We start from the raw sequence: 26,156 nt of genomic DNA, 5'->3' as shown, positions 1-26,156 counted from the left end.
GTGGACGACAGCCACCCACAGAAGCGACTGATTCTCGTTCTCGGACCGCGTAGGTAGACGGATGGAAGTCGAGCGGTCGACGCCGGCGAACGGCACACGAACCGAGACGGGACGGGTCCGAACGAACGACGTAGACACCTACTACGTACGGCGCGGCGACGGCCCGCCCGTCGTCTTCGTCCACGGGATGGCCACGAGCACCGCCCAGTGGGACGCGCAGATGGACGCGCTCTCGGAGTACACGACCATCGCGTACGACGTCCGCGGGCACGGCCGGACCGGCGGATCGGACCGCAAATCGTACGACGTCGAACTGTACGCGTCCGACCTCGACGCCCTCCTCACGGCGCTCGACGTGGAGCGACCGCTCCTCTGCGGCCTCTCGATGGGGGGCTGTATCGCACAGGTGTACGCGGCGAGACAGCCGGAGAACGTCACCGGCCTGGTGTTGGCTGACACGTTCTCCGCGGACGAACTGTCTTTCGGTGCCCGTCTCGTCTTCGCGAACCTCCGTCTGTTGGGACGACTGGACGGCGTCGTTCGCTACACGACCCTCAATCGACTCCAGACCTGGGTCGGAAACCGCCTCGCCCCGGGCGTCGCCGGCGACGGCACCGCAATCCAGCGGGTGATGGAGACGGGTCCGCGGATTCCCCACGCGGAGTTCGTCAAGATTGCCGACTCGGTGGCGGCGTTCCCGGACAGCGACTTCGACGTGGCCGGAATCACCGCGCCGACCCTCGTCCTGTACGGCGAACACAACCCCGACGTGCTCGTCGAGATGCACGAACGACTCGCCGCCCGACTGACGAACGCCGACGTGGACGTGCGAGTCGTCCCCGCCGCCGGCCACGCCTCGAACGTCGACAACCCCGCGTTCTTCACGGACGCCGTCCGCCGCTTCGCCCGTCGGGTCTTCGAACCGAACGACTGACGCGGCGACGAGTGCGTCGGCGGCCGCGCTACCGCCGTGGCACCGGCGGATGGGGACGGACTCCGCTTCGAGCGAGCGTTACTGAATCGTGAATATACAGAAATATTATATATCAGGGAATGTAGAACGTCGTATGGTCGTCGTCGTGCTCGGACACCGCCTCGAATCCCCGCAGATACACACGCGACTCCGGGCGCGAGTCGTCGGCGGGATGAGAGCGCTCGACGCCGAGGACGAGTCGTACCTCCTCTGCACCGGCGGACAATCGAACCCCGAGGTGGACCGAACTGAGTGCGGCGTGATGGGCGAGTACGCGGTCCGACGCGGAGTCGACCCGGACCGAATCGTGCTGGACCCGTTCGCCTACGACACTATCGGCAACGCGTACTTCTCCCGGGTGTTGTTGGACGACGTCGGACTCGACCCGAGTCGCGTCCACCTCGTGACGGACGACTTTCACGCGCCGCGGGCGAAGTGTGCCTTCGAACACTGCTTCGGTCCGGACACGACGATAGACACGACACACAGCGTCGAAACCGAACGCGACCCCCACTCGCCGACCTGCCGGGAGAAGTTACAACAGACCCGGCGGTTCTTCGAACCGGTTCCGGTCGGTGACGCCGACGCGATTCGCCGCCGTCTGCACGCCGACCACGACTGCTACGACTTCTCCGAAACCGTCCAGCCGATATCCCAGTGAGGGGCGTCGTCTCGTCCGACGCTCCGGCGACCGCCGAGTCCGAACGGGAGTCTGCGCCGTTCTCAGAGTGACCACGCCGGCCCGGTAGGGCCCGTCGGACCCGACGCGGACGCGAGGACAGCGACGCTGGCGACAGTGTGGGATGAAAACGATACACAAGGATTTATAAATGTAAGTTACAATAATCCAATTATTCCGCCTCGAAGCTAAAACCCTTAACACGGAGGAGTGTTTCCCACGGTTTGTCATGCCCGCTGAAACGTATGGCATAATCAGTCTGCTCCCGGCACTCTTCGCCATCGTGCTGACGCTGGTGAGCAGGCAGGTATTGCTCTCGTTGTTCACCGGAATCTGGATAGGTGCGACCATCCTGGTGGGATGGAATCCGATCGGCGGCGTGGCTCACTCCCTCCAGTTGGTCATCAACAGCGTCACTGCGTCGTTCAACAGCAAACTGCTGTTGTTCACGTTCCTCTCGGGTGCGATGCTCGGGATGATATTCCTCTCGGGCGGGATGAACGCGCTCGCACAGCGCATCATCTCCCGCGTCCAGACTCGCAGACAGGCGGAGTTGGGAACGAGCGTCCTCGGGATGCTCATCTTCGTCGACTCCTACGCGAGTACGATGATCACGGGGTCGGTGATGCGGCCCATCACCGACCAGTTCGACATCAGTCGAGAGAAACTCGCCTACCTCCTCGACTCCACCACCTCCCCCGTCGTGAGCATCGCCGTCGTCTCGACGTGGGTCGGATTCGAGGTGGGCCTCATCCGCGACCAGTTCACGCAACTCGGCATCGACCAGAGCGCGTTCGTGGTGTTCCTCCAGAGCATCCCGTTCCGCTTCTACAGCATCCTCGCCGTCGCCCTCGTCTTCATCCTCGTCTTCATGGGGTGGAACTTCGGTCCGATGAAGCGGGCCGAACGACGCGCGAAGGAGGAGGGGAAGGTGCTCGCCGACGACGCCGACCCCCTCATCGAGACGCGTGAAGAGGACATCGTTACCCCCGACCACGTGGACGCTCGCTGGTGGTACTTCGCGGCACCCATCGTCGTCCTCGTCGCCGTCACCGGGTTCGGATTGCTCTACTCCGGCGGGTGGCCCTCGAAGGCCCCCGTCGAAGCGCTGAAGGGGGCGGCCACCGCCGACGCCATCCTCTGGGGCGTCTTCTCGGCCTGCGCGCTCCTGTTGGCCATCCTCGTCGGACACGCCCGCGTCGAACTCGAGGCGGTCAGCGACTCCATCTTCGAGGGGTTCAAGATGGTGATGTTCCCCGTCGCCATCCTCTCGCTCGCGTGGACCATCGGCGGCGTCAGCGAGTCGCTCGGCGTCGGCCCGTACGTCGTCAGCATCGCCGAGGGCGTCATCACGCCGGCGCTACTGCCGGCCGTGGTGTTCATCTCGGCGGCCGTCATCTCATTCTCCATCGGCACCTCGTGGGGGACGATGGGCATCATGTTCCCCGTCGCGGTTCCGCTGGCCTACCAACTCGGCGCGCCGTTGCCGGGCGCCATCGGCGCCATCCTCACCGGCTCGCTGTTCGGTGACCACTGTTCACCCATCAGCGACACGACGGTCCTCTCGTCGATGTTCGCCGGCGCGGACCACGTCGACCACGTGAACACGCAGATTCCGTACGCGGTGCTCTGCGGGGCCGTCGCGACGGGACTGTTCCTCGCGAGCGGTTACGGCGTCGGTGCGCTGGCGCTCCTTCCCGTCGGCGTCGTCGGACTGGTCGTCGCCGCGTACTACTTCTCCCAACACGCCGACACGCGGATGCCGACGGTGTTCGGCTCCTCGTCTGACTGAGTCGACCCCTCGGTTCCACCCTCGTTCTCCGACGCGACGGCCGCAGGAAGCCGCCGTGACCGGCGTGACCGCGGTTCGTCCGCGCTGTAACGTCTCGAAGCCGGGAGTGTGGAGTCGCTCCCCGTCGACGCCGCCCGTGTCGCTGACTCGCCCGAAGGCCCGGTCGTCGGCGCGTTCGCAGGTGTGGTTCCGTCGGTGAAGACCGGGACGTCCGCTCGAACAGTCACCTCAGTGCAGATATATTTTCGTGCGAGAACGATTCGGACGTTCGCGGCCGTCGGTGTCCGTCCGGGTCGCGGCCATTTCAGTATCCGTCGCTGTAGTCAGTCGAGTAGACAGTCTCTAACTCCCGTATTTCAGGAGTTATGGGCATATGATTTTTGACTGTTACCGTCCACGAACCTGTATGACAGGCCAACTGTTCGAGCTAACGGGATTTCAACGGGACATCCTGACCGTCATCGCTGGTCTGGACAGACCCTCCGGACAGGACGTCAAAGAGGAACTCCAGAAAGATATCGGCGACATCAACCACGGTCGACTCTACCCGAACCTCGACGCCGTCGTCGAGGAGGGGTACGTCGAGAAAGGCGAGATAGACCGCCGGACGAACTACTACGCGCTCTCCGAACAGGGCTACGAGGCTCTCAAACGGCGGCGCGAGTGGGAGAACTCGACCGTCGACGAACTCGGCGAGCGGTAGACGCGGGAACGGCCGCACGTCGAGTCCGAGACGTCGGGTCCGTCCGCCGCGGCGCAGGGCCGGACCGTGAGTCGCCGGCTCGGCGTCCGCGCCCCCGTTCGGTGGGCTCCCGACCGAACCCGACAGTCGCTCGCTAGCGGCCGCCGTCGCTCCGGACTTCGACTCGGTCGCGAATCGTGCCCGCGCGACTCCGGAGGTGCTGTGGCGTTCGCTCGTTCTCGACGGCCGGCACCCCCGAGACGACGCTCAGGGCGACCTGCTGCGTCGACCCGCCGCCGAGGTCCAGTCCGACCGGCGTGTAGAGTCGGTCGGGGTCGGCGGCGGAGAACGTCCGCCCCTCCGAGTCGAAGTCGTCCAGTATCTCCTCGAACCGGTCGCGTAGCCCCGTCAGTCCGACGTACGGCACGTCCGTCTCGAACAGTTGCTCGGCGGTGAGGCGGTCGTCCACGAAGTCGTGCGCGGCCACCACGACGTACGTCTCCGCGTCGAAGTCGACGGCGTCGCGAATCCCCGCCGGCGACGTCGAGACGACGGCGTCAGCCGCCGGAAACCGGCCCGCGCGGGCGTTCGCGCCGCGGAAGCCGACGACGGTCACCCCGGAAGTCGGCCTGCTTGCCGAACTCGACGATGGGGCCGACGTCGTGGCCCGTGCCGACGACGACGAGGTCCGACGGGGCGGCCAGACCGTCAACGAACACCGACGCCTCGTCCATGTTCGAACGTGTCCGCGCGCCCCTGCGCCGTGAGTTCGGCGGTCGCCTCGCGGACGCGTTCCGCGACGTCTGCCGGGAACGACTCGCCGAGTGAGAACTCGTCGGCGTCCGGGTCGTAGTACGCGCGGGCGGCGACCCGGTCGGCGTCCGTCGCCTCGACGACGGTGAGGACGCCCACGCCTCGCCCCGCCTCGAACGCCTCGACGGCCGGGCGATACGTCTCGTCCAGCGGTTCCAGCAGGATGTCGATGACGCCGTTACAGCCGACGCCGAGTCCCCACACGTCGTCGCCGCGGAATAGGGCCGAGCCGACGGTGCAGACAGCAGAAGTGACGGCCCCCGCCGGGGACAGTATCGAGACTAGATGTCTCAATCCATGCGGTTCTCGAACAACACGTCTAGTGAGTGGTTCTCAACGGAACTATCGACCGAGACCCCGTAGACAACTCAGTAGTCGAGTGACAACTCTCCTACATGTCGGTGAGCCGGTCTCTCAAGACGTGATGCAAAATATCTACTAGCCAATGAACCACTATCGGCAGCGCTGTTCACAACCTACCGAAACCCCCTGTCGCGGTGAGTCAGCGAATACTACACATTACGTACATTTTGGGAGGACGCCGCGGGCTTTAGGCTATCCTAACGTTTTGGCAAACTGAATTTAGGTAATCCAAAAAAGGATATGTAGATTAGAAACTCTTATTTCCTCTCTGGGAAGTAATGTCTGATATGGACGTCTCTTCGAGTTCGAAGCCGGACACGCTGGACCGTCTCGCAGCGTTGACAGAGCGGCCAGAGATCCTCCGGCAGGTCGTGTTCGTCGCGATTACGCTTCTCGGGATGGTCGGCGGACTGGTGGGCAACTGGGTCGGTGCACCGTCGTGGGTCGTCTGGGGCTGTTACGGCGCCGCCTACGTGTTCGGTGGCTGGTACGGGGCCAAAGAGAGCATCGAGGCGTTTCGGGAGCCTGCGATAGAGATCGACTTCCTGATGATCATCGCTGCGCTCGGGGCGCTCTACATCGGTGCGCCGTTCGAGGGCGCGATGCTGTTGTTCCTGTTCTCGTTGTCGGGCGTGCTTGAAGAGTACGCGATCGGACGCTCGCGATCGGCGATCAAGTCTCTCGTCGAGATGCGGCCGGAGTCCGCACAGGTTCTCGACGACGGTGAGGAAACGGAGACACACATAGACGACGTCGAGGTCGGCGACGTGTTCGTCGTGCGGCCCGGAGACCGAATCCCGCTCGACGGAGTTGTCGAATCCGGCGAGAGTACTGTCGATCAATCGTCGCTCACCGGGGAGTCGGTCCCCGTTCCGAAAGAACCCGGTGACGAGATCTTCAGCGGCACGATCAACGAGACGGGGAGCCTCGAAGTGCGCGTGACGCGGGAACCCGACGAGTCCGCGCTCTCCCGACTCATCCGCATGGTCGAGGAGGCCCAAGAGAAGCGAGCCCCGACCCAACAACTCCTCGACCGCTTAGAGCAGCCCTACGTGCTGGGTGTGTTCGCGATGACCGCGCTCGCGATCACGGTCCCGATGGTGCTCATGAATCGCCCCTTCGAGCCGACGTTCTACCGCGCGATGACGCTCATGGTCGCGGCGTCGCCGTGTGCGATCATCATCTCGACGCCAGCAGCGGTACTCTCTGCAATCTCCGCGGGCGGGCGACAGGGCGTCCTGTTCAAGGGCGGCGAGCACATCGAGACCGCAGGCAACACCGACGCCGTCGCCTTCGACAAGACGGGAACACTCACCGAAGGCAACACGCGCTTGACCGAGCTGCACGCGCGTGACGGAGCTCTCGTGTCGACTGACGGGGGTGTCGAAAGCGACGTGATCGGGAACAGCACTCGGTCCACTGAATCGCTGACTGAGGATCGGCTGTTGACCCTCGCAGCAGCAGTCCAGTCTCGCTCGGAGCACCACCTCGCGGAGGCGACTGTCGAGGCCGCCAATGGCCGTTCAATCGAGATCCCCGATGCTAGTGACTTCGAGGCTGTCGTCGGTAAAGGGGTCCGGGCGACCGTGGGGAGTCAGACGGTCCACATCGGGAACCCACGCTACGTCGAGACTGTACTGGACGGCCGCTCGATCGACGGCCTCGAGACCGGTCTTGCAGCCGTCCGTGACCGCGAACAGAACGGTGAGACGAGCGTTCTCGTGATCGGGGAGGAGGACGGCCGACTGAGTGTGCTGGGCTGGCTTGCGTTCACCGACACGATCCGGTCCGATGCGAGAGAGACCATCGAACGACTCCGGCAACGAGGCGTCGAACAGATCGTCATGCTCACGGGCGACAACGAACGCGTCGCCCGACATACCGCGGAGGAACTCGGTATCGACGAGGCGTATGCCGAGTTGCTCCCCGAGGAAAAGATCGACCATATCGAGGCGCTACGGGAACGCCACGAGACCGTGGCGATGGTCGGAGACGGGGTGAACGACGCCCCGGCGCTCGCCACGGCGGACATCAGTATCGGCATGGGCGGCGCGGGCACCGACGTGGCACTTGAGACGGCCGATATCGTACTCATGTCCGACAAGCTCAGTCGGCTTCCCTACGCGTTCGCGCTCAGTCGGAAGGCCCGCCGCACGCTGCACGTCAACTTCGCGATCGCCTTCGGTGCAATCGCTGTCATGCTGACCGCAATACTCACCACGGGGATTCCGCTCCCCCTCGCAGTCGTCGGACACGAGGGCTCGACTGTCCTCGTCAGTCTGAACGGGTTACGGCTGTTGCGGTTCGACGATTGACCGGATAGACCGTCGTCTCTTGGCTGCCATCAGCGGGCTCGTATGCTCTCTGTGGGGGTTCCGTCGAGATCTCGTGATGATTCGGCGGCGGTTCATAAATGGGACAGAACTGTTCGTGTTTAATTGGCCCCCGCGGTCGTCACCGACACCGTTGGAAACCGTCTCGGCGGTATCGTCTGAAGCACCTCCCGAAGTGTCGGTGGCTTCTGACCGCTTAGATTCGACGGTTGAACGCCAATCGTTTTCCCTGCCACCCCCGTCGGTTGAGTTGTTCCGAACGCCGAGCACGCCGCGCCGGCCGTATGCACAGATAGCACCGTATGCCACTCGCTCAACTCCTCGAACAGTACGTCAGTCTCGGTATCTTCGTCCTCGCTGCAGGGCTCAGCGTCCTCAGCTTCCTCGCATGGCGACGGGAACGCGATGGACGTATGCGAATCGTCACGCTCGGCTACGCGATGTTCGCCGTCTACGGACTCATCGTGTTTCTCGAGTATCCGTTGCTCCCGTATTTCCCGTACGCAACGCTCGAATTGCTCGAACACGGGAGTGCGGTCCTGATTCTCGGTGGCCTCCTGGCGTTCTTCATCGCTTTGACGCGGGAGTGAGCAATGTCGAATCCGGATCTCGAACTGGCCTCTCGGCGGACAATCTACCAGCGGATAGCCGACACGCCGGGGGTTCACTTTCGCGCGCTTCTCGACGACCTCGAGTACGCGCAGGGGACGCTCCAGTATCAGCTCCGGTGGCTCGTCGACGAGGGCCTGATCGATGTCTCGGACGACGGCAAGTACACGCGGTACTATCCGGCTGCCGAGTTCGACGAAGCCGATCAGGTCGTGATGAACGCCCTTCGTCGGGAGTACAGCCGTCGCATTCTCGCACATCTTCTCACTGACGGCCCGCTCTCGACGACTGACCTGAGCGACCGCCTCGACAAAGCCCAGTCGACCGTCTCGTGGCATCTTTCGAGGCTCGCCGAGGCCGACCTCGTCACGAAAGAGCGCGACGGCCGGAGCGTCGTCTACGAAGTCAGCGATCCTGATCGGGTTAACTACCTCTACACGGTCCACCGGCGCTCGTTCACTGACAAAGTCGTCGACCGTATTCTGGGCCTCTGGGACAACTACTAACCCGGAGTTGTGTCCGACGGCAGCCTTCGAATCACCAGCAGGCGCAACAAGAGCACGTACACGAGAAACGCCACCGAGGGGCCCAGCAGGGGACGGACGAGTCCCGTCAAGTCAGTCCCGATCGCTGCCGCGTGAATCGTTCCGAAGGCAAATCCGGCGTACGCGAACGAGTGGACGACGCGTGGCCCCCACGGTCGCTGGAAGCGTTTCGCGTCGGTGAAGCCCAGCACCGCGACGACGAGCATCAGCAGCGCCCCCGCGCCCACGGCGACGCCGCCGAGGAAGTACGGCATCGAGCACGCCGGCGCTGGAACCCGGCCGGTGACGACGAACCACGCGTCTATGACGCCGAGACCCGAGTGTAGCAACGTGACGAGCATCGCGAACACGGACAGTTCGATATGGACGCGCCGGGCCGCCTCGTGGAGCACACCGAACGATTCGATGTTGTAGATGATACCCGTGAGGACCGCCAGATACAACGTCGGATACGTGACGAGCGCGGCACCCCGATCGAGATACCAGACGATCGCCGACATCACGACGCCCCCGTCGTCGCCACGACATCGGGACAGCCGTCCGAGTCTTGGAACCCGTTCGTCGTCTCCGGTCGCGTCGGACACCGATCGGCGGAATCGTCGATGCCATCGCCATCGTAATCGGCTGGTGCCTGTCTCGACGAGACTGTCTGACTGACCAGGTCACTCTGTTTCTCTTCGGTCGCCTGAGTAGCACGGACGTCACCGATCTGCCAGAGGACTGGTACCGCCACGACCAGGACGACGATCGCGACGACGGTGACCCGCTGTTCATGCGTCCATGACATGTGTGTCGAACCCCTCAGTCGTACGAAAGACGCCGTCGTGGATGATGAGTGCCTCCAGTCCCTCCCACTCCACCGCTAACTCGCGTGCTTCGGCGAGGGGGAGTACTGCAAGAGCCGTCGCTACGGCGTCGGCTTCCATGCAGTCTCGGCGCGCCACGACGGTGACGGACTCGTGACGAGAGCCGGCCGTCTCGGTGGTCGGGTCGTAGACGTGGTCCGTGCCGCTTCGCGAGCGTCGATATCCCCCGGACGTCGCGACAGGCCAGTCCGTGTCCAGTATCTTCAGCGGTGTATCGTCGCCGTACGGGCTCTCGATGGCGACCGGTCCCGTCGGTGGGGACATATCCCCGCCACCGCTGACGAACCCGCGTCGGCCGAGTCCCGCGAGTGTCTCGGCGGTTCGGTCGACGATGTATCCCTTGGCAAGCCCGTTCAGGTCGAGTTCGACGTCGGTGGTGACGGTGGCGCCGTCGACGTGGACTGTTCCGGTGTCGAAGGTCGCCGGCAGTGAGTCGCTATCGCCACGCAGGAACGCTTTAAGGTCGTGTTCGACGCGACCCTGGTGTACATCGAACACCCCGTCGGTCCGGTCGTGGTATTCGAGCCCACGGCGGACGATACGGGCGACGTGTTCGTTCGCGACCTCGCCTTCGCGGTTGAGCTGGCTGACAGCACTTGTCTCATCGAAGGCGTTCAGCTGTGCTTCAAGTGACGCCGCCGTTTCTCGAGCCGCAGTCACCGCAGCGTCGGCCCGAATGCCTGTCGTCTGGATTCGAAACGTCGTGTCACAACAGTCGAACTCGCGGTGGGCGTCCCCGAACCGTTCGTAGACCGATGCGAGTGAGCCTATCATCTCGGTCACTCGTCCTCGTCGTGTTCGTCGTCTCCGTGTCCCTCTTCGTATTCGTCGTCTCCGTGTCCCTCTTCGTATTCTTCTTCGTGTTCGTCGTCTTCTTCGTACTCCTCGTGTTCCTCGTCCTCGTATCCGGACTGTGTCTGGACTGCTGGGGTGAAGTCCTGATTCGGCGTTGGAGTAGCAGCGGTCTGTTGTGATGCGTCCGACGCGGTCGTACCTGATGCGTCAGGTTGCTCGCCAACCTGCGCGAGGCCGCCACCGGGCAGCGCAAGGGCCCCGGTGACGCCTGCTGTGAGGAGCGCACCTACGAGTGTGAAAGCGACGAGTTTGTTTTTCGGGACGGGAACCCGCATGATTAGCTTCCCCTCGGTTTCGAATCGCTCTCTTCGACGTGGCGGTCGTTGCGTTCTGCCATTGCGAATAGAGGGTTAAGACACTCTTAGTAAGCCGTTCGCGTCCAATCCTCGAATCTTCGTACAGCTATCGAATCGACTCCATATGGAGCGGTCTCATCCAGGGCTCACAGACCAGAGATTGCGATTCGGTTCGACGATTGGACGCGAACGAACTTTTCGACAAATCGCTCAGCGTCCACACGTCGACTTGCCAGCATACGACTCACCCCACTGTACGAGCGGAGTTCCCTGACGGCGCCAAGACCGGGACGAGGCCGACCGCAAGCACCATCTCGGGCAGAACGAATGGGACGAGACGACGCTGACCGACCGACAGAAAGAGGACTCAGAGTACGACGACCAGCGACAGTGTTCGGTGTTCATGACGAATCGAGGGAGCGGACACCTCGCGGAGTACGGACACCGTTGGAAATCGAGAGTGGCTACAAGTGCATTAAGCGGTTCGTGACGGCGACGGCATCGAAGGACTTCGGACGACGGTTCTTCTACTTCGAATTCGCCTGCCTGCTGTACTCGGTCTGGCGAGCGGAGGATTGTTCGTACAGGTCGAGTTGACCGGTGAGTACGACCGTTCGGCGACCGTAACGGCCGACAATACACTGCCGATTTAAAACAAGAAACGGGACTCGGATAGTGAAGGAGCTCGACCCGTATTAGCGCGGCGTCGAAGTGGCTACACTGTCCGAGGTGTCGGAAACACTCCGAATTAGTTTCCAGTTCGACGCGTTTCGAGAGTGTTCTAAGTCAGGTTCCGCTCGCCGATTCGTCCAAGACCACGCATCACAGCCCCGCTCAACCCGAGAGTCTCAACTCCCACTGCGAGGAGCGAGCGTATAGCGACATGAGATTTACTCCGGGAGTCGGGACGAATCCGTGGCCTCGGCCCCGGCGAGAGCGGCTGACATCCGTTCAGTCGCCACTCACGTCGACTCGCGCATCCCCGAACCGAACACCGCGTCGAACATCTTCCGCTCGGCCTTGCGGAGGTGCTGGTGGAACGTCGGCGGACTCACGCCCAGAGACTCGGCGACGTCTTCGCCCGTCACCGCCCGCGGCCACTCGAAGAATCCCGCGTAGTAGGCGGTTTCCAGCGCGGTGCGCTGCCTGTCCGTCAGGTCGGACGTGAGCGTGCTCACCTGCCGTTCCTCGGCGCGGCTGTGTTTGGTCAGTTGCCGGCGCTTCAGCAGTTTCGTGGTCGGGTAGGCGTCCGTCATCGTCTCGACCACCCGGCGGACGTCGGCGCTCGGCGGGAGGTGGACGGAGAGCCGATAGTCGCCGCCCTCGATGACCGCCTCGGCGACGCCGCCGCCCAGCGTACTGATGGCGGCGAGTACCGGTGGCTCCGACACTCGGAGTTCGAACCGCCGTTCGTCGCCGCCGTCGTGGACGGTGACGGACTCGTAGAACGGCACCGACTCGACCATCGCCTCGACGGTGCCGACGCCCTCGGGAGTCGTCCGTCCGAAGAAGACGAACTTGTCGTCGCCGACCCGGACGATGTGTTCGAGGCGAATCGGGGCGTCCGTGGCGTCGTCCACGCCGAGCGACTCGAAGACGTTCTCGATCTGGAAGACGAGTTCGACCACGTCGTCGCTCATCAGTGCGTGCTTGCGTTCCACGGCCGCGATGGCGTGACCGACGATTTCGCCGAGTTGTCCGACCATCTCGTACTCCTCGCCCTCGAACGCGCCCGGGCGGTCGCTGTAGACGTTCAGCACGCCGTAGGGCGTGTCCTCGTGAGTTATCGGTATCGCGGCGGACGACCGGAAGTCGTACTGCTCGATGTGGTCGCGCCACGGGTCGTGGCGGACGTCCGCCACGGTGTCCCGCGTGGTCTGCACTTCCCCCGTCCGTATGGCCCGTCCCGTCGGCCCCTCGCTGCGTTCGTCGTCCGAGTCGACCGAAATCGTCACGCCGTCCAGATAGCCCTCGACGCCCGCTTCGGACCGCAGCGACACCGTCTGCGAGGCCGGGTCGACGTCGCCGACCCACGCGAACAGATACGGCTCCGCCGCGGCGAGTCGGTCGCAGACCGTCTCCTCTATCTCCTCGCGCGTCGACTGCTCGATGACGGCCTCGGCGATGCCCCGCACCACCTCGTTGAGACTGTTGAGCGCTCGGAGTCGCTCACGCCGGCGTTCGAGTTCGCGTTCGCGTTCGACCCGTGCCGTCACGTCGCGGACGACGCCGGCCCGACCGGCCGCGTCGTCCCCGTATCGGTAGGTGGTGAAGTTCCCCTCGACGGCGACTTCACCGCCCTCGGCGGTCTGGAGACTGTACTGGAGCGTCCCGTCGTCCCGGTCACCGGCAAGTATCTCCCGTCCGAGTTCGTTCGCCCGTTCGTGGACTTCTCGGCCCTCGACGAGCGTCGGCCGGCGGCCGAGCAGGTCCTCGCTGTCGTACCCCGTCAACTCGCAGAACGCGTCGTTGACCAGAGCGTACCGACCCTCGTCGTCGAGGGCGTAGACGCCGTCGGGGACCGTTTCGACGATGGTCTCGTACCGTTCGAGTTCGCGTTCGTGGGCTTTCCGCCGGGAGACGTCCCGGAAGTAGACCGACAGACCCGTCTCCGACGGGTAGACGTGCGTCTCGAACCACCGGCCCAACGAGGCGTGGTACTCTTCGACCGAGACGGACTCCTGCGTCTCGAACGCCTCCTCGAACGCCGCCACCACCTCGGTATCGGTGGGGATGACGTTCCCGACGTGCTCGCCCACCGGACCGGCCCCCGACAGGTCCATGAGCGTCACCGCCTGCTCGTTGAGGTAGACGAACCGCAACTCCTCGTCGAGGGCGAAGAAGGCGTCGTCGATGCGCGCGAACACCTCGTCGAGTTCGGCGTCCAACTCGTCCCGCTGGCGTTCGAGTCGCCGTTCCTTCCGCTTCAGTTCCGTCACGTCCTTCCCGGCGACGACGACGCGTTCGAGGGTCCCGTCGTCGAACAGGGGCGTCGCGGTCAGCGACACCCACCGCCGGGTGCCGTCGGAGCCGTCGTGTTGGACCAACCTGTCGGAGACCGGCTCTCCGGTCTCGACGACGCGAGAAACCGGGTGTTCGGCCGTCGGAATCGGCTCGCCGTCGGGGTCGTAGAGGTCGAGGTCCTCGACTCGCAGCGTCTCTAGCTCGGCGTCGTCGAGGCCCAGTTCCCTGCCGGCGACGGCGTTCGTTCGCTCCACCGTCCCGTCGGGTCGGAAGATGGCGAGCCTGACGGGTGCCGTCTCCAGCAACCGGTCCGTGAGGTCACGTTCGCGGCGCAGTTGCCGTTCGCGGTCCCGTCGCTCCGTCAGGTCCCGGGTCACCTTCGCGTAGCCCTCCAGTTCCCCGTTCGCGTCGCGTATCGCCCACATCGCCACGTTCGCCCAGAACCGGTCGCCGTCCGCGTCCACGCGCCAGCCCTCGAACTCGACCGAACCTCGCTCTGCCGCCGCCGCGAGGTTCTCCTCCGGGACGCCGGCGGCGCAGTCTTCCGCCGTGTAGAACGTCGAGACGTGCTCGCCCACGATGTCCTCCTGCGCGTAGCCCTTGATTCGCTCGGCCCCCCGGTTCCACGTCTGGACGCGACCCTCGGTGTCGAGCGTGAAGATGGCGTACTCGTCGACGCGTTCGACGAACGACTCGAACACCTCGCGGTCCTCTCGACGGGAGCGTTCCGACCGCTTCCGTTCGGTGACGTCGTAGTAGAGTTCGACCCGACCGCCCGCGTACGTGCCCGATTCGATGGGTTCGCTGCGGTGTTCGAGCCACCGCTCCTCGCGTTCGTCGGCGGCCGTCACGTGACACTCGAACTCCTGGGGAGAACTGTTGTCGTCGTACGTCGCCAGCACGGTGTCCGCGAACGACGCCGAGTCCTCGACGGTCGCAGCGATGCGGTCGGTGACGAGTCGACGCTTGTTCGCCCCCAGAACCGCCGTCCGGTCGAGACCGAAGTAGCGTTCGGTCGCGCCGTTGACCCAGACGACGTCGAAGGACTCGTCGAGGACGAAGATCCCGACTTCGACGTCGTCGAGCACCTCGCCGACGAGCGAATCGGCCGCGGTCGACGGGCCGAGCGTCGCCGTCGGGGCGTCGCCCACCGGTCGCCACCAGACCCGGGCGTTCGCTCCCACCTTCTTCGTCTCGACCCGTCCGTCCTCGACGAGTCGTTCGAGCCGAGCGTACGCGGTTCGGCGGCCGATGTCGAGACGCTCGGCCACTTCGGGCGTCGTCACCGGTTCACCGACCGCCCCGAACGCGTCGAGGGTCTGTCTGAGCGGGTCCGTCAGCGGTCGGGATTCCATTTCCTGAAGGTGCACTGCCTCGGTATATTAAAGTTCCGTCGATGGAAACGGAACCGGACCGAGAGACGAGGTGACCGGAACCCCCAACCGACAGGGGCCGTCGTGACACGACGTTTACTCCTTGGCGACGAAATATTTCGTCCTCGGCGACGACAGGTACCTAACTCGTTAGGGACGTTCCTTAGGAGGCCCCGGAGACTGGATGACAGTAGCGACGAAGCGCCTCCCATGAGCCACACAGTACCGAAACTCGCGACGGAGTACGAACGGCCCGACCACGTGACGGAGAGAGACTGGTACCGACTGCTCTCGGCCGAACGACGCCGGGAGTTGCTCGACGTGTTCGACGACCGGAGCGGTCCCCTCGCACTCGATTCACTCGCGGCGGAAATCGCGACGCGAGACGACGAACTCGACGCCGCGGACGACGCCGTCCTGACGCGCGTGGCGAGTTCGCTCCACCACGTCCACCTCCCGAAGTTGCACGACGCCGGCGTCGTCGAGTACGACCCGGACTCCCGTCGAATCGAGTCGTAGCGAGCGTTCGATGGCCACTCGCGACCCCCGCTGACTCTTCTCCCGTCGCCGTGTCGTTCGCGGCGGTGACGACGGCACCGGCGGGACTCCTCGACGAGATGCTCGCGCCGTGTGTTCGTGCTCCGCGTCCACGTGTTTCGTCCATCAGTTGTATTCGTTACTTGTGTTCATTGTTTGTGTTCACCGTTTGTATTCATCAAGTGTATTCATTCACATGATTCAGCGGACGTGTTCGCGACAGTGGTTCGGTGGTGAGATTCTCGAACGTCGTTCACGACGTATTCCACCTGTAGCGGATCACCGGGACAGTTCGTTCGTCGGACGTGTTCAGCGAGGATGTTCACCGTATTCGTTCATCGCAGGACTCCGGTACCGACGTGACTCCCGTGAATCCGTGTGCGGTGGTCTCGGCGTTCCCCGATACCGACTCTGAACGGCGTTCGACGGCGTTCTCGCGGAATCACCGGCGTGCCTCGCCGAATAGGGTAGGAGAGCGGCCTCGGTGATATTCACTAGTTGTGTTCACCGCATTCATCCACTACATACATTCATCAAGAGTGTTCACGAGTTTGTCTGACGAACATTAAAGACGAGTTGTCGTAATGTACACGACGATGCTGGCATATTCGACGTACAGCGAGGCCGGGGGCGTGGGGAAGACGACGACCGCGGCGAACCTCGCCGTGGCGCACGCTCGCGCGGGCCTGAAACCGCTCGTCGTACCGCTCGACCCACAGGACGGCGACCTCTCGCGCCTGTTCGGCGTCGACGGTCGACGAACTGAGTCGGTCGACAACGTCGTCCGGCACATGATTCGGCGACCGAAGGGAGAGTTCGACGACCTGGTGCGGACGGTCGAAGGCGTCGACATCGTCCCGGAACACAACATGCTGTCGGACCTCGCGGAGTACCTCCAGCGAGAGAAAGAGCAGTCGGAGGCGATGGGCGAGGCGTTCGGGATGCACGCGCAACTGCTGCGCGTCCTCCGCGAGGCGGGCGTCCCCGACACGTACGACGTGCTCATCTGCGACCCACCCGCGACCGAAGGACCGCACCTCTACAACGCCATCAACGCGACGCGGTCGCTCGTCATCCCGGTCGAACCGAGCGCGAAGGGGCGCGCCGCCGTCGAGGGGTTGGAGTCGCTCGTCGTCGGCCTCGAAGAGCAGTTGGCGGTCGAAGTCGGCGTCCTCGCCGCGATTCCGATGGGCTTCAAGAACACGCGCGACCAGCGCTCCATCCTCGACGAAATCGACTACCCCATCCCCGAAATCGTCGGCGAACGGGCGTCGATGATGGAAGGCTGCTGGATGCAGCAGTGTTCGGCGTTCGAGTACGTCCGCGAACACCGGGAGCGTCGCCGCGACTACGAGGTCGAGACGCTCGCGCAGTTCGACCGCCTCGCGCGACACCTCGAGTCCGAAGTCGGCCTCGAAGCACCCGACCCGCCGGAACCGGGCGACGTGGACCACGAGGTGATGACCGTATGACCGGGATGAAGAAAGGCGCCGGCGAGGACCCGTTCGCCGACGACGACCCGGTCACGGACGACGCGGACGACGAGACGGAGAGCGGTTCGACGTCGACAGAGACGACGGACGATGCCGGGACGGCAGACCAGACGGAGACGACGGCCGACGAACGAAGGCAGTCGATACAGATTCCGTACAAGTTCCGCCGCGATGGGGTTCAAGACGGCCGGAGTCGCGTCCCCCTGTTTCTCCAGTCCGAGACGAAGACCGCGGAGCGAGACGCCCTCCGCGAGTTGGAGGACCGTTTCGACGGCGACGTCTCGCTGACGGACCTCCGGGAGGCGCTGGTGATGGTGGGCCTCGACCACCTCGACGAAGCCGAGGAACACCTCGAGGAGTGGGGCTACGGGATGACGTTCGACTGAGAACGTCGATTCGTGAGGACGTTCGCTCGGTCCGTCGAAACCGGGTATTTCGTTCGAGAAGAGGGCGGTCAGCGGGGACTCCCGACTCCGGTCGCGGGTCTCGCGACCGAGTCAGGCTATCTGGTTCGTTTCGGTGTCGTACTCGACCACGCCGGCGTCGTGTAACTTCGGGAGGTGGACGTGGTGGAGTGAAATCGCCACCCGTTCGACGGTTTCGTCGTCCGGGACGTCGGCGTCGGTTTCGCGGTCCGCAACCACGCGTGCGACGGCGTCGAGACTGACGGACGTGGAGCGGTTCGTGACGACGTCGAGCGTCAGTCGCCGTCGTTCGGCCGACAACAGTCGGTGTCGTTCGTTCGCCGAGAGTTCGCTCGTAACCGCTGCGAGAGCCGTTGGTTCGTTCGGGGACGAGGCCATGATGGGAATGTAGTCGGAGTCGCTCCGACGTGTATCACTGCAGAATCATCACGACCGGTTAAGAGCTATCTATAACATATTAGGTTTCGACGGTCGGGTAGCGGGAGCGTTCTCCGCGGGAAGTCGATTCTGTCGGTCATATATCACGGTGAGCGGTCGTATCGCGCGGGTCACGAACGGAAAGGCTCCGTCGTCGGAGGCATGAAGTGAGTCGCCATCGTACCCCGCCTCGTGACCGACAGTTCGCTGACCGGCGCGCTCCGAGAGACGCTCGCGCTGTTCGAGGAGACGGGAGACCCGGTGACGACGACGGAGGTGGCCGACCGACTGGAGGTCGGGCGCCGAAGCGCGTACGACCGACTGGACCGACTGGCCGAACGCGACCGCCTGGCCACCAAGAAGGTGGGGGCGAACGCCCGGGTCTGGTGGCGACCCACGCAGTCGGCGGCGACGCACGTCGGCGACGACGCGGCGGCGAACGCCGGGACCGTGGCGGGCGGCGTTCTCGACGGCGTCGACGTCGGCGCCGCCGTGGTCGTCTTCGATTCGGAGTCCACCGTCGCGTGGGCCAACGCGGCCGTCGAGCGGTACTTCGGCGTCGACCGAACGGGAGTCGTCGGGCGGGAGAAACGAGATTTCGTCGTGGACGAGGTTGCACCGACCCTCGACGACGCCGAGGCGTTCGTCGACCGGGTTCTGGCGGCGGGCGGTGCCGAGAGCAGCGACCGGGTCGAGTGCCGCGTGACTCCGAGCGGAGAGCGAACCGAACGGTGGCTCGAACGCAGAAGCGAGCGCGTGACGGCGGGGACGTTCGCCGGCGGCCGCGCGGCCGTGTACCGCGACGTGACCGAGCGGAAGCGGCGGGAGCGGGAACTCCGGGAACACCGCGCGCAGTACGAGACGATAGTGGAGACGGTCGAAGACGGCATCTACGCGGTGAACGAGGACGCCCGGTTCGTCGCGGTCAACCACGGGTTCTGCGAGTTGACCGGGTACGACCGCGAGGAACTGCTGGGAGCGCACGCGACGATGGTTCACGACGACGAGATAACGCCGGAGGCCGAGTCGAAGGTCGGAGCGATAGTCGCCGGCGAACGCGAATCGACGCGAATCGACCTCGACGTGGAGACGAAGGCGGGCAGACGGGTACCGTGTGAGACGCGACTCGCGGCGTACTCGGTCGAGGACGGGTACGGCCGGTGCGGGGTGGTCCGCGACGTGTCCGACCGCCTCGAACGCGAGGACGAACTCCAGCGACGGGTCCACCAGCAGTCGGTCGTTACGAACCTGGGTCGGCGCGCACTCGAGGACCGCAACATCGACGCGTTGCTGGCCGAGGCGGCGGAACTGGTGGCCGAGACCCTCGACAGCGACCTGTGTAAAGTGCTCGACCTCGACGAGTCGGGCGACGAACTGCTGCTTCGGAGCGGCGTGGGATGGGACGACGGACTGGTCGGGACGGCGCGCGTCTCGGCGGACGGAGACGACTCGCAGGCGGCCCACACGCTCCGAGCCGACGGCCCCGTCGTCGTGACCGACCTCGCGACCGAACGGCGATTCGGCGGACCGTCGTTGCTCACGGACCACGGCGTTCGGAGCGGCGTCAGCACGGTCATCGGCCCCCGCGACGACCCGTGGGGAATCCTCGGCACGCACAATCGGTCGTCGACGGAGTTCACCACGTACGACGTCAACTTCGTCCAGAGCGTCGCCAACATCCTCGCGTCCGCCATCGCGCGTCACGACCGGGAGCGCGAACTCGAACGCCGCAGAGAGCGACTCGCGGCACTCAACAGCCTCCACGAAGTGGTCCGCGAGACGACCGACGCGGTCATCGGACAGTCGACGCGCGGGGAGATAGAGGAGACGGTCTGCACGCGCCTCGCCGAGTCGGAGTCCTACTCGTTCGCGTGGGTCGGCGACGTCGACGCGGCCACGAAGACGGTGGACCTCCGGACCGAGGCGGGCGTCGAGGGCTATCTGGACGGGGTGACGATTTCGGTCGACCCGGACGACGAGCGAAGCGAGGGACCGACGGGACGGGCCATACGGACGGGCGAGGTGCAGACCACGCAGAACGTCGCGGCCGACGCCCGCCACGACCCGTGGCGCGACCACGTCGAACGGTACGACTTCCGCTCGTCGGCGGCCATCCCCGTCGTCCACGAGGACGCGACCTACGGCGTACTGAACGTCTACAGCGAGCGACCGGGAGCGTTCGAGGGCGAAGAGCGGTCGGTGATGCGGCAACTCGGCGAAGTCGTCGGTCACGCCATCGCCGCGGCCGAACGGAAGCGAGCGCTGATGAGCGACGACGTGGTCGAACTCGCCTTCGAGGTTCCGGACCTCTTCACGACGCTGAACGTCGTCGACGCGACGGACGGGCGCGTCACCTTCGACCACGCGATTCCCGTCGAGAGCGGGTCGTACCTCCTGTTCGGGACGACGACGGGTGACGGCGCGGACGTCGTCCGCAGCGTGCTGGAGCACCGCCCGCACTGGGAGACGGTGACGTTCCACGATGGCGGGTTCGAGGCGCGTCTGTCCGACCCCCCCGTCCTGTCGGCCGTGGCGTCCGTCGGGGGGTCCGTCGAACGGGCGGTCATCGAGGACGGCGGTTTCAGCATGACCATCCACGCGCCCCCGACGGGAGAGGTCCGTCGGATAATCGACCGCGTCCGGGAAGTGTATCCGACGGCTCGGCTACTCAAGCAGCGACAGATTACGCGGCTGAAACATCCACCGACTCGGGTGCAGCGTGTGATGACCGCCGAACTCACCGAGCGCCAACATCAGGCGCTGGAGGCCGCGTTCCACTCCGGTTTCTTCGAGTGGCCGCGAGAGAGCACCGGCGAGGAAGTCGCGGCGTCGCTGAACGTCGCGCCGCCGACGTTCCACCAGCACCTCCGAAAGGCGGAACGGAAAGTGTTCGACCACCTGCTGTCGGCGTCCATTCCGGCCCAGCAGTAGTCACCCGTCGGAGAACGTGACTCCCCTGCGAAAGAGTAACAACAGTGTAGTAACTCACTCCGAGTGGGTCGTGTGGCACCCGAACACCGAGTGTCCCGTCCCGCAAGGCACCCCATCGTTCGCGCCGCCCTGAATCCCGTTTCTCCGCTCCCGTTCGCCCGGGGGCGACCGCCGTCACGCGTTCGGCGAGCGTTGAGAGGGCGTTCGAACGCGAGTCGCCACGGTGACCGAGGTGCGCGGGGGACGACAGTTCCTACGCCGAGGGATAAACTACATATCGCAATACTATACCGTCGGTCCGCAAGTTACGAGCCGGAGCCAATGGGAAATAAGTAACCAGTGTCGAAGACAGGAGTCGTCTCCGTCAAGGTCTCAGGGTATGAATGGTTTCGAGATATTACTCCGTTAAGTCTTCAATCCACGTCAGCGCGGCCATCGCCTTCGGGAATCCGATCGTGGGAATCGACAGAATCGCGACGTGGCGCAACTCCTCGGGATCGATTCCTTCGTCGAGTGCGCGACGGACGTGCGAGTGGACGGCACCCTCCGACTGCACCCCGACAGCCAGCCCGAGTTTAACGAGCCGCTTCGCGTCATCGTCGAGCGGCCCGGCCTCAGAGCAGGCCTTCCCGAGGTCGGCGTACTCTTCCCAGACCTCGGGATGCTGTTCAGCCAGTTTCCCCGCAATCGACGGGAGCTCTTCCGGTTTTTCGGCTGTATCGGCCATGAATGTTGTTGTAGCAGCGAGAGAATAACCATTTCGGCGGTGTCCGTCCGCTACGAATCGTGGGGACAGTGAAGGTGCACCTCGAGTGACTTCGAGCGGGTTCACTGGGTGTCACACGGTAGAATCACTGCCACGGATTCGTTCCAACGGTGTAAATCAACAGGACTGTCCCAACGGCAATCGTCAGGAGGACGAGCGCGACCGGAAGTGCCGCGTCGAGACCCGTCGACAGGTACGAGACCCAAATCTGGACGGGGAGCGTCCGCGGATAGTACGCCATCATGAGGGTCGCGCCGAATTCGCCGATTGCACGGGCGAAAGTGAGTGTCACGCCGGCGATGATTCCAGGCTTAGCGAGCGGGAGTGTCACGCGTCGAAACGTCGACAGCTTTCCTCTGCCGAGAGACTGCGACGCCGCCTCGAGTTGCCTGTCGACGCCGTCGAACGCCGTCTTCGCGGTGACTACGAGAAAGGGGGACGCGACGTAGAGTTGAGCGATGACAACGCCGAGCAACGAGCGGGTGAACGGGATTGTGACGAGAGTTCCGATCCCTGCGGGTCCAACGACTCGAAGGAGGAGCATCCCGCTCACGACGGGCGGCAAGACGAGCGGGAGAATCACCACGGTGAGAACCACGTTTTGGCCGCGGAAATCCGTGCGAGAGAGCCAGTACGCGAGTGGGAGGCCGAACACGACTGCGGCCATCGTACTCACCGACGCGGCGAGGACCGAGTTGGTCGCCGCTGTCACGACGTAGTCGCGGGTGAGGTTTCCGAGTAGCTCACCTGGCGACTGTGAAACCCAGAGCGTGACGAGTGGTACGAGATAGTACAGCAGGAGCACACAGGCGAGAACGAGCGTGATTCCTCGCAATCCGGTAGTGACGGCCGCGTCGCTGGAGCGGTGCCAGCGACGGCTACTGTGACGTCGGGACATCGCCCACGTACTCCGGATGTGCGTCGGTGACGGTGAAGCCGTGCGATTCGAGATACCGAGCTGACGATTCGACGAGTGCATCGAACGAGTCGGTCGCAGCCTCTGTCTGCGTCCGGCGGGTCGCGGCGTACTGAATCGGTGCTCCCCGGACGACAGTGCCGCCGGGTAACGAATACGACATCGACGCGTACGATGCCGCGTGGTCGGAGTCGCTCATGTCTATGGCCGCGGGGAGTTCGACGTAGGGATACTCTCGTTCGACCGCCATGCTCCGGTAGACGAACGCTGCGTCGACGCTCCCGGAGTCGAACTGTGCGAGCAGTTGCGTCTCGGGATAGATCTGGGTCCGAGAGAGGAGCTCGTCGGCCAACGCGGGCCTATCGTAGTGGTCAACCGCGAGAGCGAGTGTGAACAGCGTTCGGTATCCGAGCGGATCGAGGTCCGGGTCGGTGCGACCGAGGCGCACGTCCTCGCGAAGAAGCGGGGCGAACCACGTCTCGGCGCTCTGTATCTGTTTTCCGCTCGGCGTCTGGGAGTTGTAGGCGAGGACGATCGCGTTGTTCGCGAAGGTCGCATACCACTCCGCGTCGAGGGGGGACGAGAACAACACCGGGTCGGCGAGCGCGACGATGTCCGGGTCGCGCTGGCCCTCGGCAACCATGCGGGCGGCACGTGCAGACCCGTGGGCTTCGACTTCGACGTGAGCGTCGGTCTGCGACCGGAAGTCGGACGTGAGCGCGTTCTGAAGGCTCCCGGCCGCGAGGACCGAGACGGTCGACGCCGAGCCGGAACACCCGAGGCAACCACCCATCGTCGCGAGCCCAGCCGTCGTCGTGAGGAAGGCCCGACGAGTACCCTTGGAGTGCGAATCAGTCACTTCGTTCCCCCTCGACGCTCGTTGCGACGCGTTCGAGTTCCGAGAGCGTGTTCACGTTCGTCACCGATAGCCGGACCAGTTGCGGTAGTTCGTCGAGAACGGCGTAATCGACGTCGTCAAGCGCGGTGAGGAGCGCGTTGAAGCTATCCCCGTTCGACAGGTGCCTTCGGCAGTTGACGATTGCAGAGCGCCGGTATACCGCGTGCAGTGGTTCGCGTCGTCCGTGCTGTGAGACTGGAACGACTGCTTCGGGCGCTCGCTCGGCGTCTCGTGGAACTCGGACGCATACTTCATCGATTGCTCTCGAATCGAGGAGCGGCATGTCGCACCCGACTGCGAATATCCACGGTGTCGACGCCGTCTCGCACGCCGACAGTAGTCCAGCGAGCGGTCCCGTGAGACTGCCGTCGTCCAGCACGAAGCGCCCGTCCCACGACGGCGAGATTGTCCTGTGAAGTTGCTTCCGCTGTGTCTCGGTTCGGACCGCGACAATCGGGGGCTGTGCCGTCGAGGCGCGGAGTTCACCGAGCACTCGTTCGATGAACGTCTCGCCGTCGAGCGTGGCGAGTGCTTTGTCTCCGGCGTCGAATCGGCGGCTGTCCCCGCCTGCGAGAACCACGCCAGTCACGTCGGGTGATTCGCTCCTCATGCGGAGTACTCTTCCTCCCGAGACATCCGTTCGACCGATTCCGGGTCAGCGCCCGCAGAGAAGGACCGTGCTTCCAGCAGGGTGACGGCTTTCACCGTTCGAGCGCCGTCGATACTGGGTGCGATGAACCGCGTCTCGTACGGCTGGTGCTCCGAAATCGGCGTTCCGTCCCGGAAGAACGCGAGCAAGCCGTCGAGCGCCGCGTACATATCGACGCAGATACGATAGCCGCCGTCGCTTTCGACGACCACGTGGGTCGTCTCACCTGGGACGGCGGCGGCAGAGAGCAGTTCGAGTACCGGAACGCCCGCCCACGTCGCTGTGTGGCGCGTCCCCGACGCGCACCTGACCGTGACCGTCCGTGTCTCGATAGGGTGCGCCGACAGCGCGTCACCGGACAGCGACAGACGTCGGTCGCCCGAGACGGTAATCGGGGTGGATAGTGAGGGAATCTCTTGGGGATGAGCGTCTGGTGAGTTCATTGGTGCTCACTGGCGAAACGTTGGTGCCCAGCGACGCTGTGTGTAACCCCGAATAATTAAGCGGTTTAAATGACCGTGGCGGGAGATGGTTTCGATTCGATCGGAGGCACGTCACCTACCCGTGCGAACGGCCGGTGCGACGAGCGACTGGCTCACTCGTCAGACCGTTCTCGTCGGTGCACCAGACTGGTATTGTCCATGACGGCGGCCGTGAGTTCGTGAAACGCCCGGCCCGTCTCTGTCGTCTCGTCTAACGCGACCGGCCGTCCGTCGTCTCCGCGCGTCCGTATCTCGGGGTCGAGGGGTACGCTCCCGAGGAACGGCAAGTCGAAGCTCTCGGCCAACGCCTGTCCGCCACCGCTGTTGAAGATGTCGTGTTCTGACCCGCAGTCTGGGCAGACGAACCCACTCATGTTCTCGACGACGCCGAGGACGGGGGTGTCGTACTCGCTGAACATCTGCATGCCCCTATCCGCGTCGTCCACAGCGACCGCTTGCGGCGTCGTGACGACCACCGCGCCGGTCACGGGCACACGCTGGAGGAGCGTCAGTTGTGTGTCGCCCGTTCCCGGGGGAAGGTCGACGACGAGATAGTCGAGTGTTCCCCACGCGACGTCGTCGAGCAGTTGGGTGATGACTTTGTCGACCATCGGACCGCGCCAGATGACGGGCCCTTCCCCCTCGGTGATGAACTCCATGCTCATGACCGAAAGCCCGTGGCGTTCGACTGGGACGAGGTGCTTGTCCTCGGTCACGTCCGGTCGCTCACGGGCGTCCAGCATCCGGGGGATGTTCGGGCCGTACACGTCGGCGTCGAGGATGCCGACGCGTGCGCCACGACGGACCATGCTGGCAGCGAGGTTCACCGCAACGGTGCTCTTCCCCACCCCACCTTTGCCAGACGCGACTGCGATGACGTTCTTCACGCCGGAGAGCGGACCGCCGTCTTCGTGCCCTGCCGTTTCGGGCTCCGTCGAGACCACTGCCTCGACGCCTCGCTCCTCGAATGCCCCCTCGATACGACGGCTGATCTCGTTCGCCACTGGGGCGTGCGGTGCGCCGAGTGCCACCGAAACCGACACGACGCCGTCTTCGACCGTGACGTCGGTCACGAGCCCCTGCGAGAGGATGTCCGTGCCGAGTTGCGGGTCGTCTACGGTCTGTAAGACCTCGCGAGGGGCGACGTCAGTCATCGTGGACTCCCGAGGTGTGTGCAGCCATCGAGACGCCGCCGTCGGCTGTCGGGTTCAGTGAGATTGCGGTCGGTTTCCAGAGGTGCGTCGTCAGTGTATCTGTCATATCTTGGAGCTGTTCGAGGCGGTGCGTGAACGGATCTGATTCGACGAACACCAGCCAGTCGGCGAGCGTCTCGAATTCGAGCCGGAGACGCATCTCTGGGCTCTCGTCCGTCACGCTCTGTTCGCTGCTGAAGCCGGCGACGGTCGGGGTTAGTATCCACTGTTCTGTCGTCTCCGGAAGCCACGTCTCGTACTCCTCACGGTGGGGGTCGACGACATCGTACGTGACTTCGTACACGT

The 26,156-nt window shown here is 64.5% G+C and carries 26 protein-coding genes and 1 pseudogene; 12 read left to right on the top strand and 15 right to left on the bottom strand.

Features of this window, described 5'->3' with window-relative positions; genetic code table 11:
- The first annotated feature begins 61 nt into the window (after positions 1-61).
- The 4 genes from BM310_RS16450 to BM310_RS16435 all read left to right on the top strand — a co-directional run bounded on the left by BM310_RS16450 (position 62) and on the right by BM310_RS16435 (position 4,147).
- Positions 62-934 (top strand): alpha/beta fold hydrolase, encoded by an 873-nt coding sequence (locus tag BM310_RS16450; protein WP_089809752.1) that lies wholly within the window; start codon positions 62-64, stop codon positions 932-934.
- A 133-nt stretch (positions 935-1,067) separates the two neighbouring features.
- Complete coding sequence (locus BM310_RS16445; RefSeq protein ID WP_089809750.1) at positions 1,068-1,634, top strand: YdcF family protein; 567 nt, start codon at positions 1,068-1,070, stop codon at positions 1,632-1,634.
- 247 nt (positions 1,635-1,881) lie between these two features.
- Entirely contained in the window at positions 1,882-3,444 is a 1,563-nt protein-coding gene (locus BM310_RS16440) for a Na+/H+ antiporter NhaC family protein (protein ID WP_089809748.1), read from the top strand.
- Between the two features lie 418 nt (positions 3,445-3,862).
- Entirely contained in the window at positions 3,863-4,147 is a 285-nt protein-coding gene (locus BM310_RS16435) for a PadR family transcriptional regulator (protein ID WP_089809937.1), read from the top strand.
- A 133-nt stretch (positions 4,148-4,280) separates the two neighbouring features.
- On the opposite strand, the gene BM310_RS16430 is transcribed toward BM310_RS16435, so the two are convergent.
- Genes BM310_RS16430 through BM310_RS16425 form a run of 3 tightly spaced genes read right to left on the bottom strand, consistent with a single transcriptional unit; the run spans position 4,281 to position 5,233 of the window.
- Entirely contained in the window at positions 4,281-4,742 is a 462-nt protein-coding gene (locus BM310_RS16430; RefSeq protein ID WP_177232676.1) for an XdhC family protein, read from the bottom strand.
- Complete coding sequence (locus BM310_RS21520) at positions 4,684-4,860, bottom strand: hypothetical protein (RefSeq protein ID WP_177232675.1); 177 nt, start codon at positions 4,858-4,860, stop codon at positions 4,684-4,686. The genes BM310_RS16430 and BM310_RS21520 overlap by 59 nt, the downstream gene beginning before the upstream one ends.
- Positions 4,835-5,233, bottom strand: a complete 399-nt coding sequence (locus BM310_RS16425; RefSeq protein WP_143105178.1) for a hypothetical protein — start codon at positions 5,231-5,233, stop codon at positions 4,835-4,837. Before BM310_RS16425 ends, BM310_RS21520 begins: the two co-directional genes overlap by 26 nt.
- A gap of 356 nt (positions 5,234-5,589) precedes the next feature.
- Here BM310_RS16425 and BM310_RS16420 point away from each other — a divergent pair, with 356 nt between their 5' ends.
- The 3 genes from BM310_RS16420 to BM310_RS16410 all read left to right on the top strand — a co-directional run bounded on the left by BM310_RS16420 (position 5,590) and on the right by BM310_RS16410 (position 8,750).
- Complete coding sequence (locus BM310_RS16420) at positions 5,590-7,617, top strand: heavy metal translocating P-type ATPase (RefSeq protein ID WP_089809741.1); 2,028 nt, start codon at positions 5,590-5,592, stop codon at positions 7,615-7,617.
- Between the two features lie 320 nt (positions 7,618-7,937).
- Positions 7,938-8,225, top strand: coding sequence for a hypothetical protein (locus tag BM310_RS16415; protein ID WP_089809739.1), 288 nt, complete (start codon positions 7,938-7,940; stop codon positions 8,223-8,225).
- A gap of 3 nt (positions 8,226-8,228) precedes the next feature.
- Positions 8,229-8,750 carry a winged helix-turn-helix transcriptional regulator gene (locus BM310_RS16410; RefSeq protein WP_089809738.1) on the top strand — a complete coding sequence of 174 codons (522 nt, stop codon included), beginning with the start codon at positions 8,229-8,231 and terminating at the stop codon, positions 8,748-8,750.
- On the opposite strand, the gene BM310_RS16405 is transcribed toward BM310_RS16410, so the two are convergent.
- From BM310_RS16405 to BM310_RS16390, 3 genes are all read right to left on the bottom strand, one after another.
- Complete coding sequence (locus tag BM310_RS16405) at positions 8,747-9,289, bottom strand: hypothetical protein (protein ID WP_089809736.1); 543 nt, start codon at positions 9,287-9,289, stop codon at positions 8,747-8,749. The genes BM310_RS16410 and BM310_RS16405 overlap by 4 nt on opposite strands.
- A gap of 270 nt (positions 9,290-9,559) precedes the next feature.
- Positions 9,560-10,429 (bottom strand): FAD:protein FMN transferase, encoded by an 870-nt coding sequence (locus BM310_RS16395; protein ID WP_089809732.1) that lies wholly within the window; start codon positions 10,427-10,429, stop codon positions 9,560-9,562.
- Between the two features lie 5 nt (positions 10,430-10,434).
- A complete protein-coding gene (locus BM310_RS16390) occupies positions 10,435-10,785 on the bottom strand; it encodes a hypothetical protein (protein ID WP_089809729.1) in 351 nt (116 codons plus the stop codon).
- 295 nt (positions 10,786-11,080) lie between these two features.
- Here BM310_RS16390 and BM310_RS21780 point away from each other — a divergent pair.
- Positions 11,081-11,482, top strand: a pseudogene (locus BM310_RS21780) (transposase); the annotation flags it as partial.
- Between the two features lie 286 nt (positions 11,483-11,768).
- Here the strand turns inward: BM310_RS21780 and BM310_RS16380 are convergent.
- Complete coding sequence (locus tag BM310_RS16380) at positions 11,769-15,125, bottom strand: PAS domain S-box protein (RefSeq protein ID WP_089809728.1); 3,357 nt, start codon at positions 15,123-15,125, stop codon at positions 11,769-11,771.
- 228 nt (positions 15,126-15,353) lie between these two features.
- On the opposite strand from BM310_RS16380, the gene BM310_RS16375 reads away from it, so the two are divergent.
- The 3 genes from BM310_RS16375 to BM310_RS16365 all read left to right on the top strand — a co-directional run bounded on the left by BM310_RS16375 (position 15,354) and on the right by BM310_RS16365 (position 17,559).
- Positions 15,354-15,662 (top strand): DUF7344 domain-containing protein, encoded by a 309-nt coding sequence (locus BM310_RS16375; protein ID WP_089809725.1) that lies wholly within the window; start codon positions 15,354-15,356, stop codon positions 15,660-15,662.
- A gap of 614 nt (positions 15,663-16,276) precedes the next feature.
- Positions 16,277-17,152, top strand: coding sequence for a ParA family protein (locus tag BM310_RS16370; protein WP_089809935.1), 876 nt, complete (start codon positions 16,277-16,279; stop codon positions 17,150-17,152).
- Positions 17,149-17,559: a hypothetical protein gene (locus BM310_RS16365; protein WP_089809723.1), complete on the top strand. Its 411-nt coding sequence runs from the start codon at positions 17,149-17,151 to the stop codon at positions 17,557-17,559. The genes BM310_RS16370 and BM310_RS16365 overlap by 4 nt, the downstream gene beginning before the upstream one ends.
- 111 nt (positions 17,560-17,670) lie before the next feature.
- On the opposite strand, the gene BM310_RS16360 is transcribed toward BM310_RS16365, so the two are convergent.
- Positions 17,671-17,976: a DUF7344 domain-containing protein gene (locus BM310_RS16360; protein ID WP_089809721.1), complete on the bottom strand. Its 306-nt coding sequence runs from the start codon at positions 17,974-17,976 to the stop codon at positions 17,671-17,673.
- 231 nt (positions 17,977-18,207) lie between these two features.
- Between BM310_RS16360 and BM310_RS16355 the strand changes: the two genes are divergently transcribed.
- Positions 18,208-20,946: a bacterio-opsin activator domain-containing protein gene (locus tag BM310_RS16355; protein ID WP_089809719.1), complete on the top strand. Its 2,739-nt coding sequence runs from the start codon at positions 18,208-18,210 to the stop codon at positions 20,944-20,946.
- A gap of 397 nt (positions 20,947-21,343) precedes the next feature.
- Here BM310_RS16355 and BM310_RS16350 read toward each other — a convergent pair whose 3' ends face one another.
- From BM310_RS16350 to BM310_RS16320, 7 genes are all read right to left on the bottom strand, one after another.
- Entirely contained in the window at positions 21,344-21,673 is a 330-nt protein-coding gene (locus BM310_RS16350; RefSeq protein WP_089809717.1) for a carboxymuconolactone decarboxylase family protein, read from the bottom strand.
- Between the two features lie 124 nt (positions 21,674-21,797).
- Positions 21,798-22,610: a molybdate ABC transporter permease subunit gene (locus tag BM310_RS16345; RefSeq protein ID WP_089809716.1), complete on the bottom strand. Its 813-nt coding sequence runs from the start codon at positions 22,608-22,610 to the stop codon at positions 21,798-21,800.
- Positions 22,591-23,421 carry an extracellular solute-binding protein gene (locus BM310_RS16340; protein ID WP_089809714.1) on the bottom strand — a complete coding sequence of 277 codons (831 nt, stop codon included), beginning with the start codon at positions 23,419-23,421 and terminating at the stop codon, positions 22,591-22,593. The genes BM310_RS16345 and BM310_RS16340 overlap by 20 nt, the downstream gene beginning before the upstream one ends.
- 58 nt (positions 23,422-23,479) lie before the next feature.
- A complete protein-coding gene (gene mobA / locus BM310_RS16335; RefSeq protein ID WP_089809712.1) occupies positions 23,480-24,136 on the bottom strand; it encodes a molybdenum cofactor guanylyltransferase in 657 nt (218 codons plus the stop codon).
- The gene (locus BM310_RS16330; protein WP_089809710.1) at positions 24,133-24,618 is read right to left on the bottom strand and encodes a molybdopterin-dependent oxidoreductase; all 486 of its coding nucleotides are present in this window, start codon (positions 24,616-24,618) and stop codon (positions 24,133-24,135) included. Before BM310_RS16330 ends, mobA begins: the two co-directional genes overlap by 4 nt.
- Before the next feature lie 152 nt (positions 24,619-24,770).
- The gene (locus BM310_RS16325) at positions 24,771-25,811 is read right to left on the bottom strand and encodes an Mrp/NBP35 family ATP-binding protein (protein ID WP_089809708.1); all 1,041 of its coding nucleotides are present in this window, start codon (positions 25,809-25,811) and stop codon (positions 24,771-24,773) included.
- Positions 25,804-26,154, bottom strand: coding sequence for a hypothetical protein (locus BM310_RS16320; RefSeq protein ID WP_245778524.1), 351 nt, complete (start codon positions 26,152-26,154; stop codon positions 25,804-25,806). Before BM310_RS16320 ends, BM310_RS16325 begins: the two co-directional genes overlap by 8 nt.
- Positions 26,155-26,156: the final 2 nt, after the last annotated feature.

This window comes from Halogeometricum rufum (assembly GCF_900112175.1).
GTDB lineage: Archaea > Halobacteriota > Halobacteria > Halobacteriales > Haloferacaceae > Halogeometricum > Halogeometricum rufum.
Note: the sequence above shows the minus strand (reverse complement) of the source record. Positions and strands in the feature narration are given on the sequence as shown.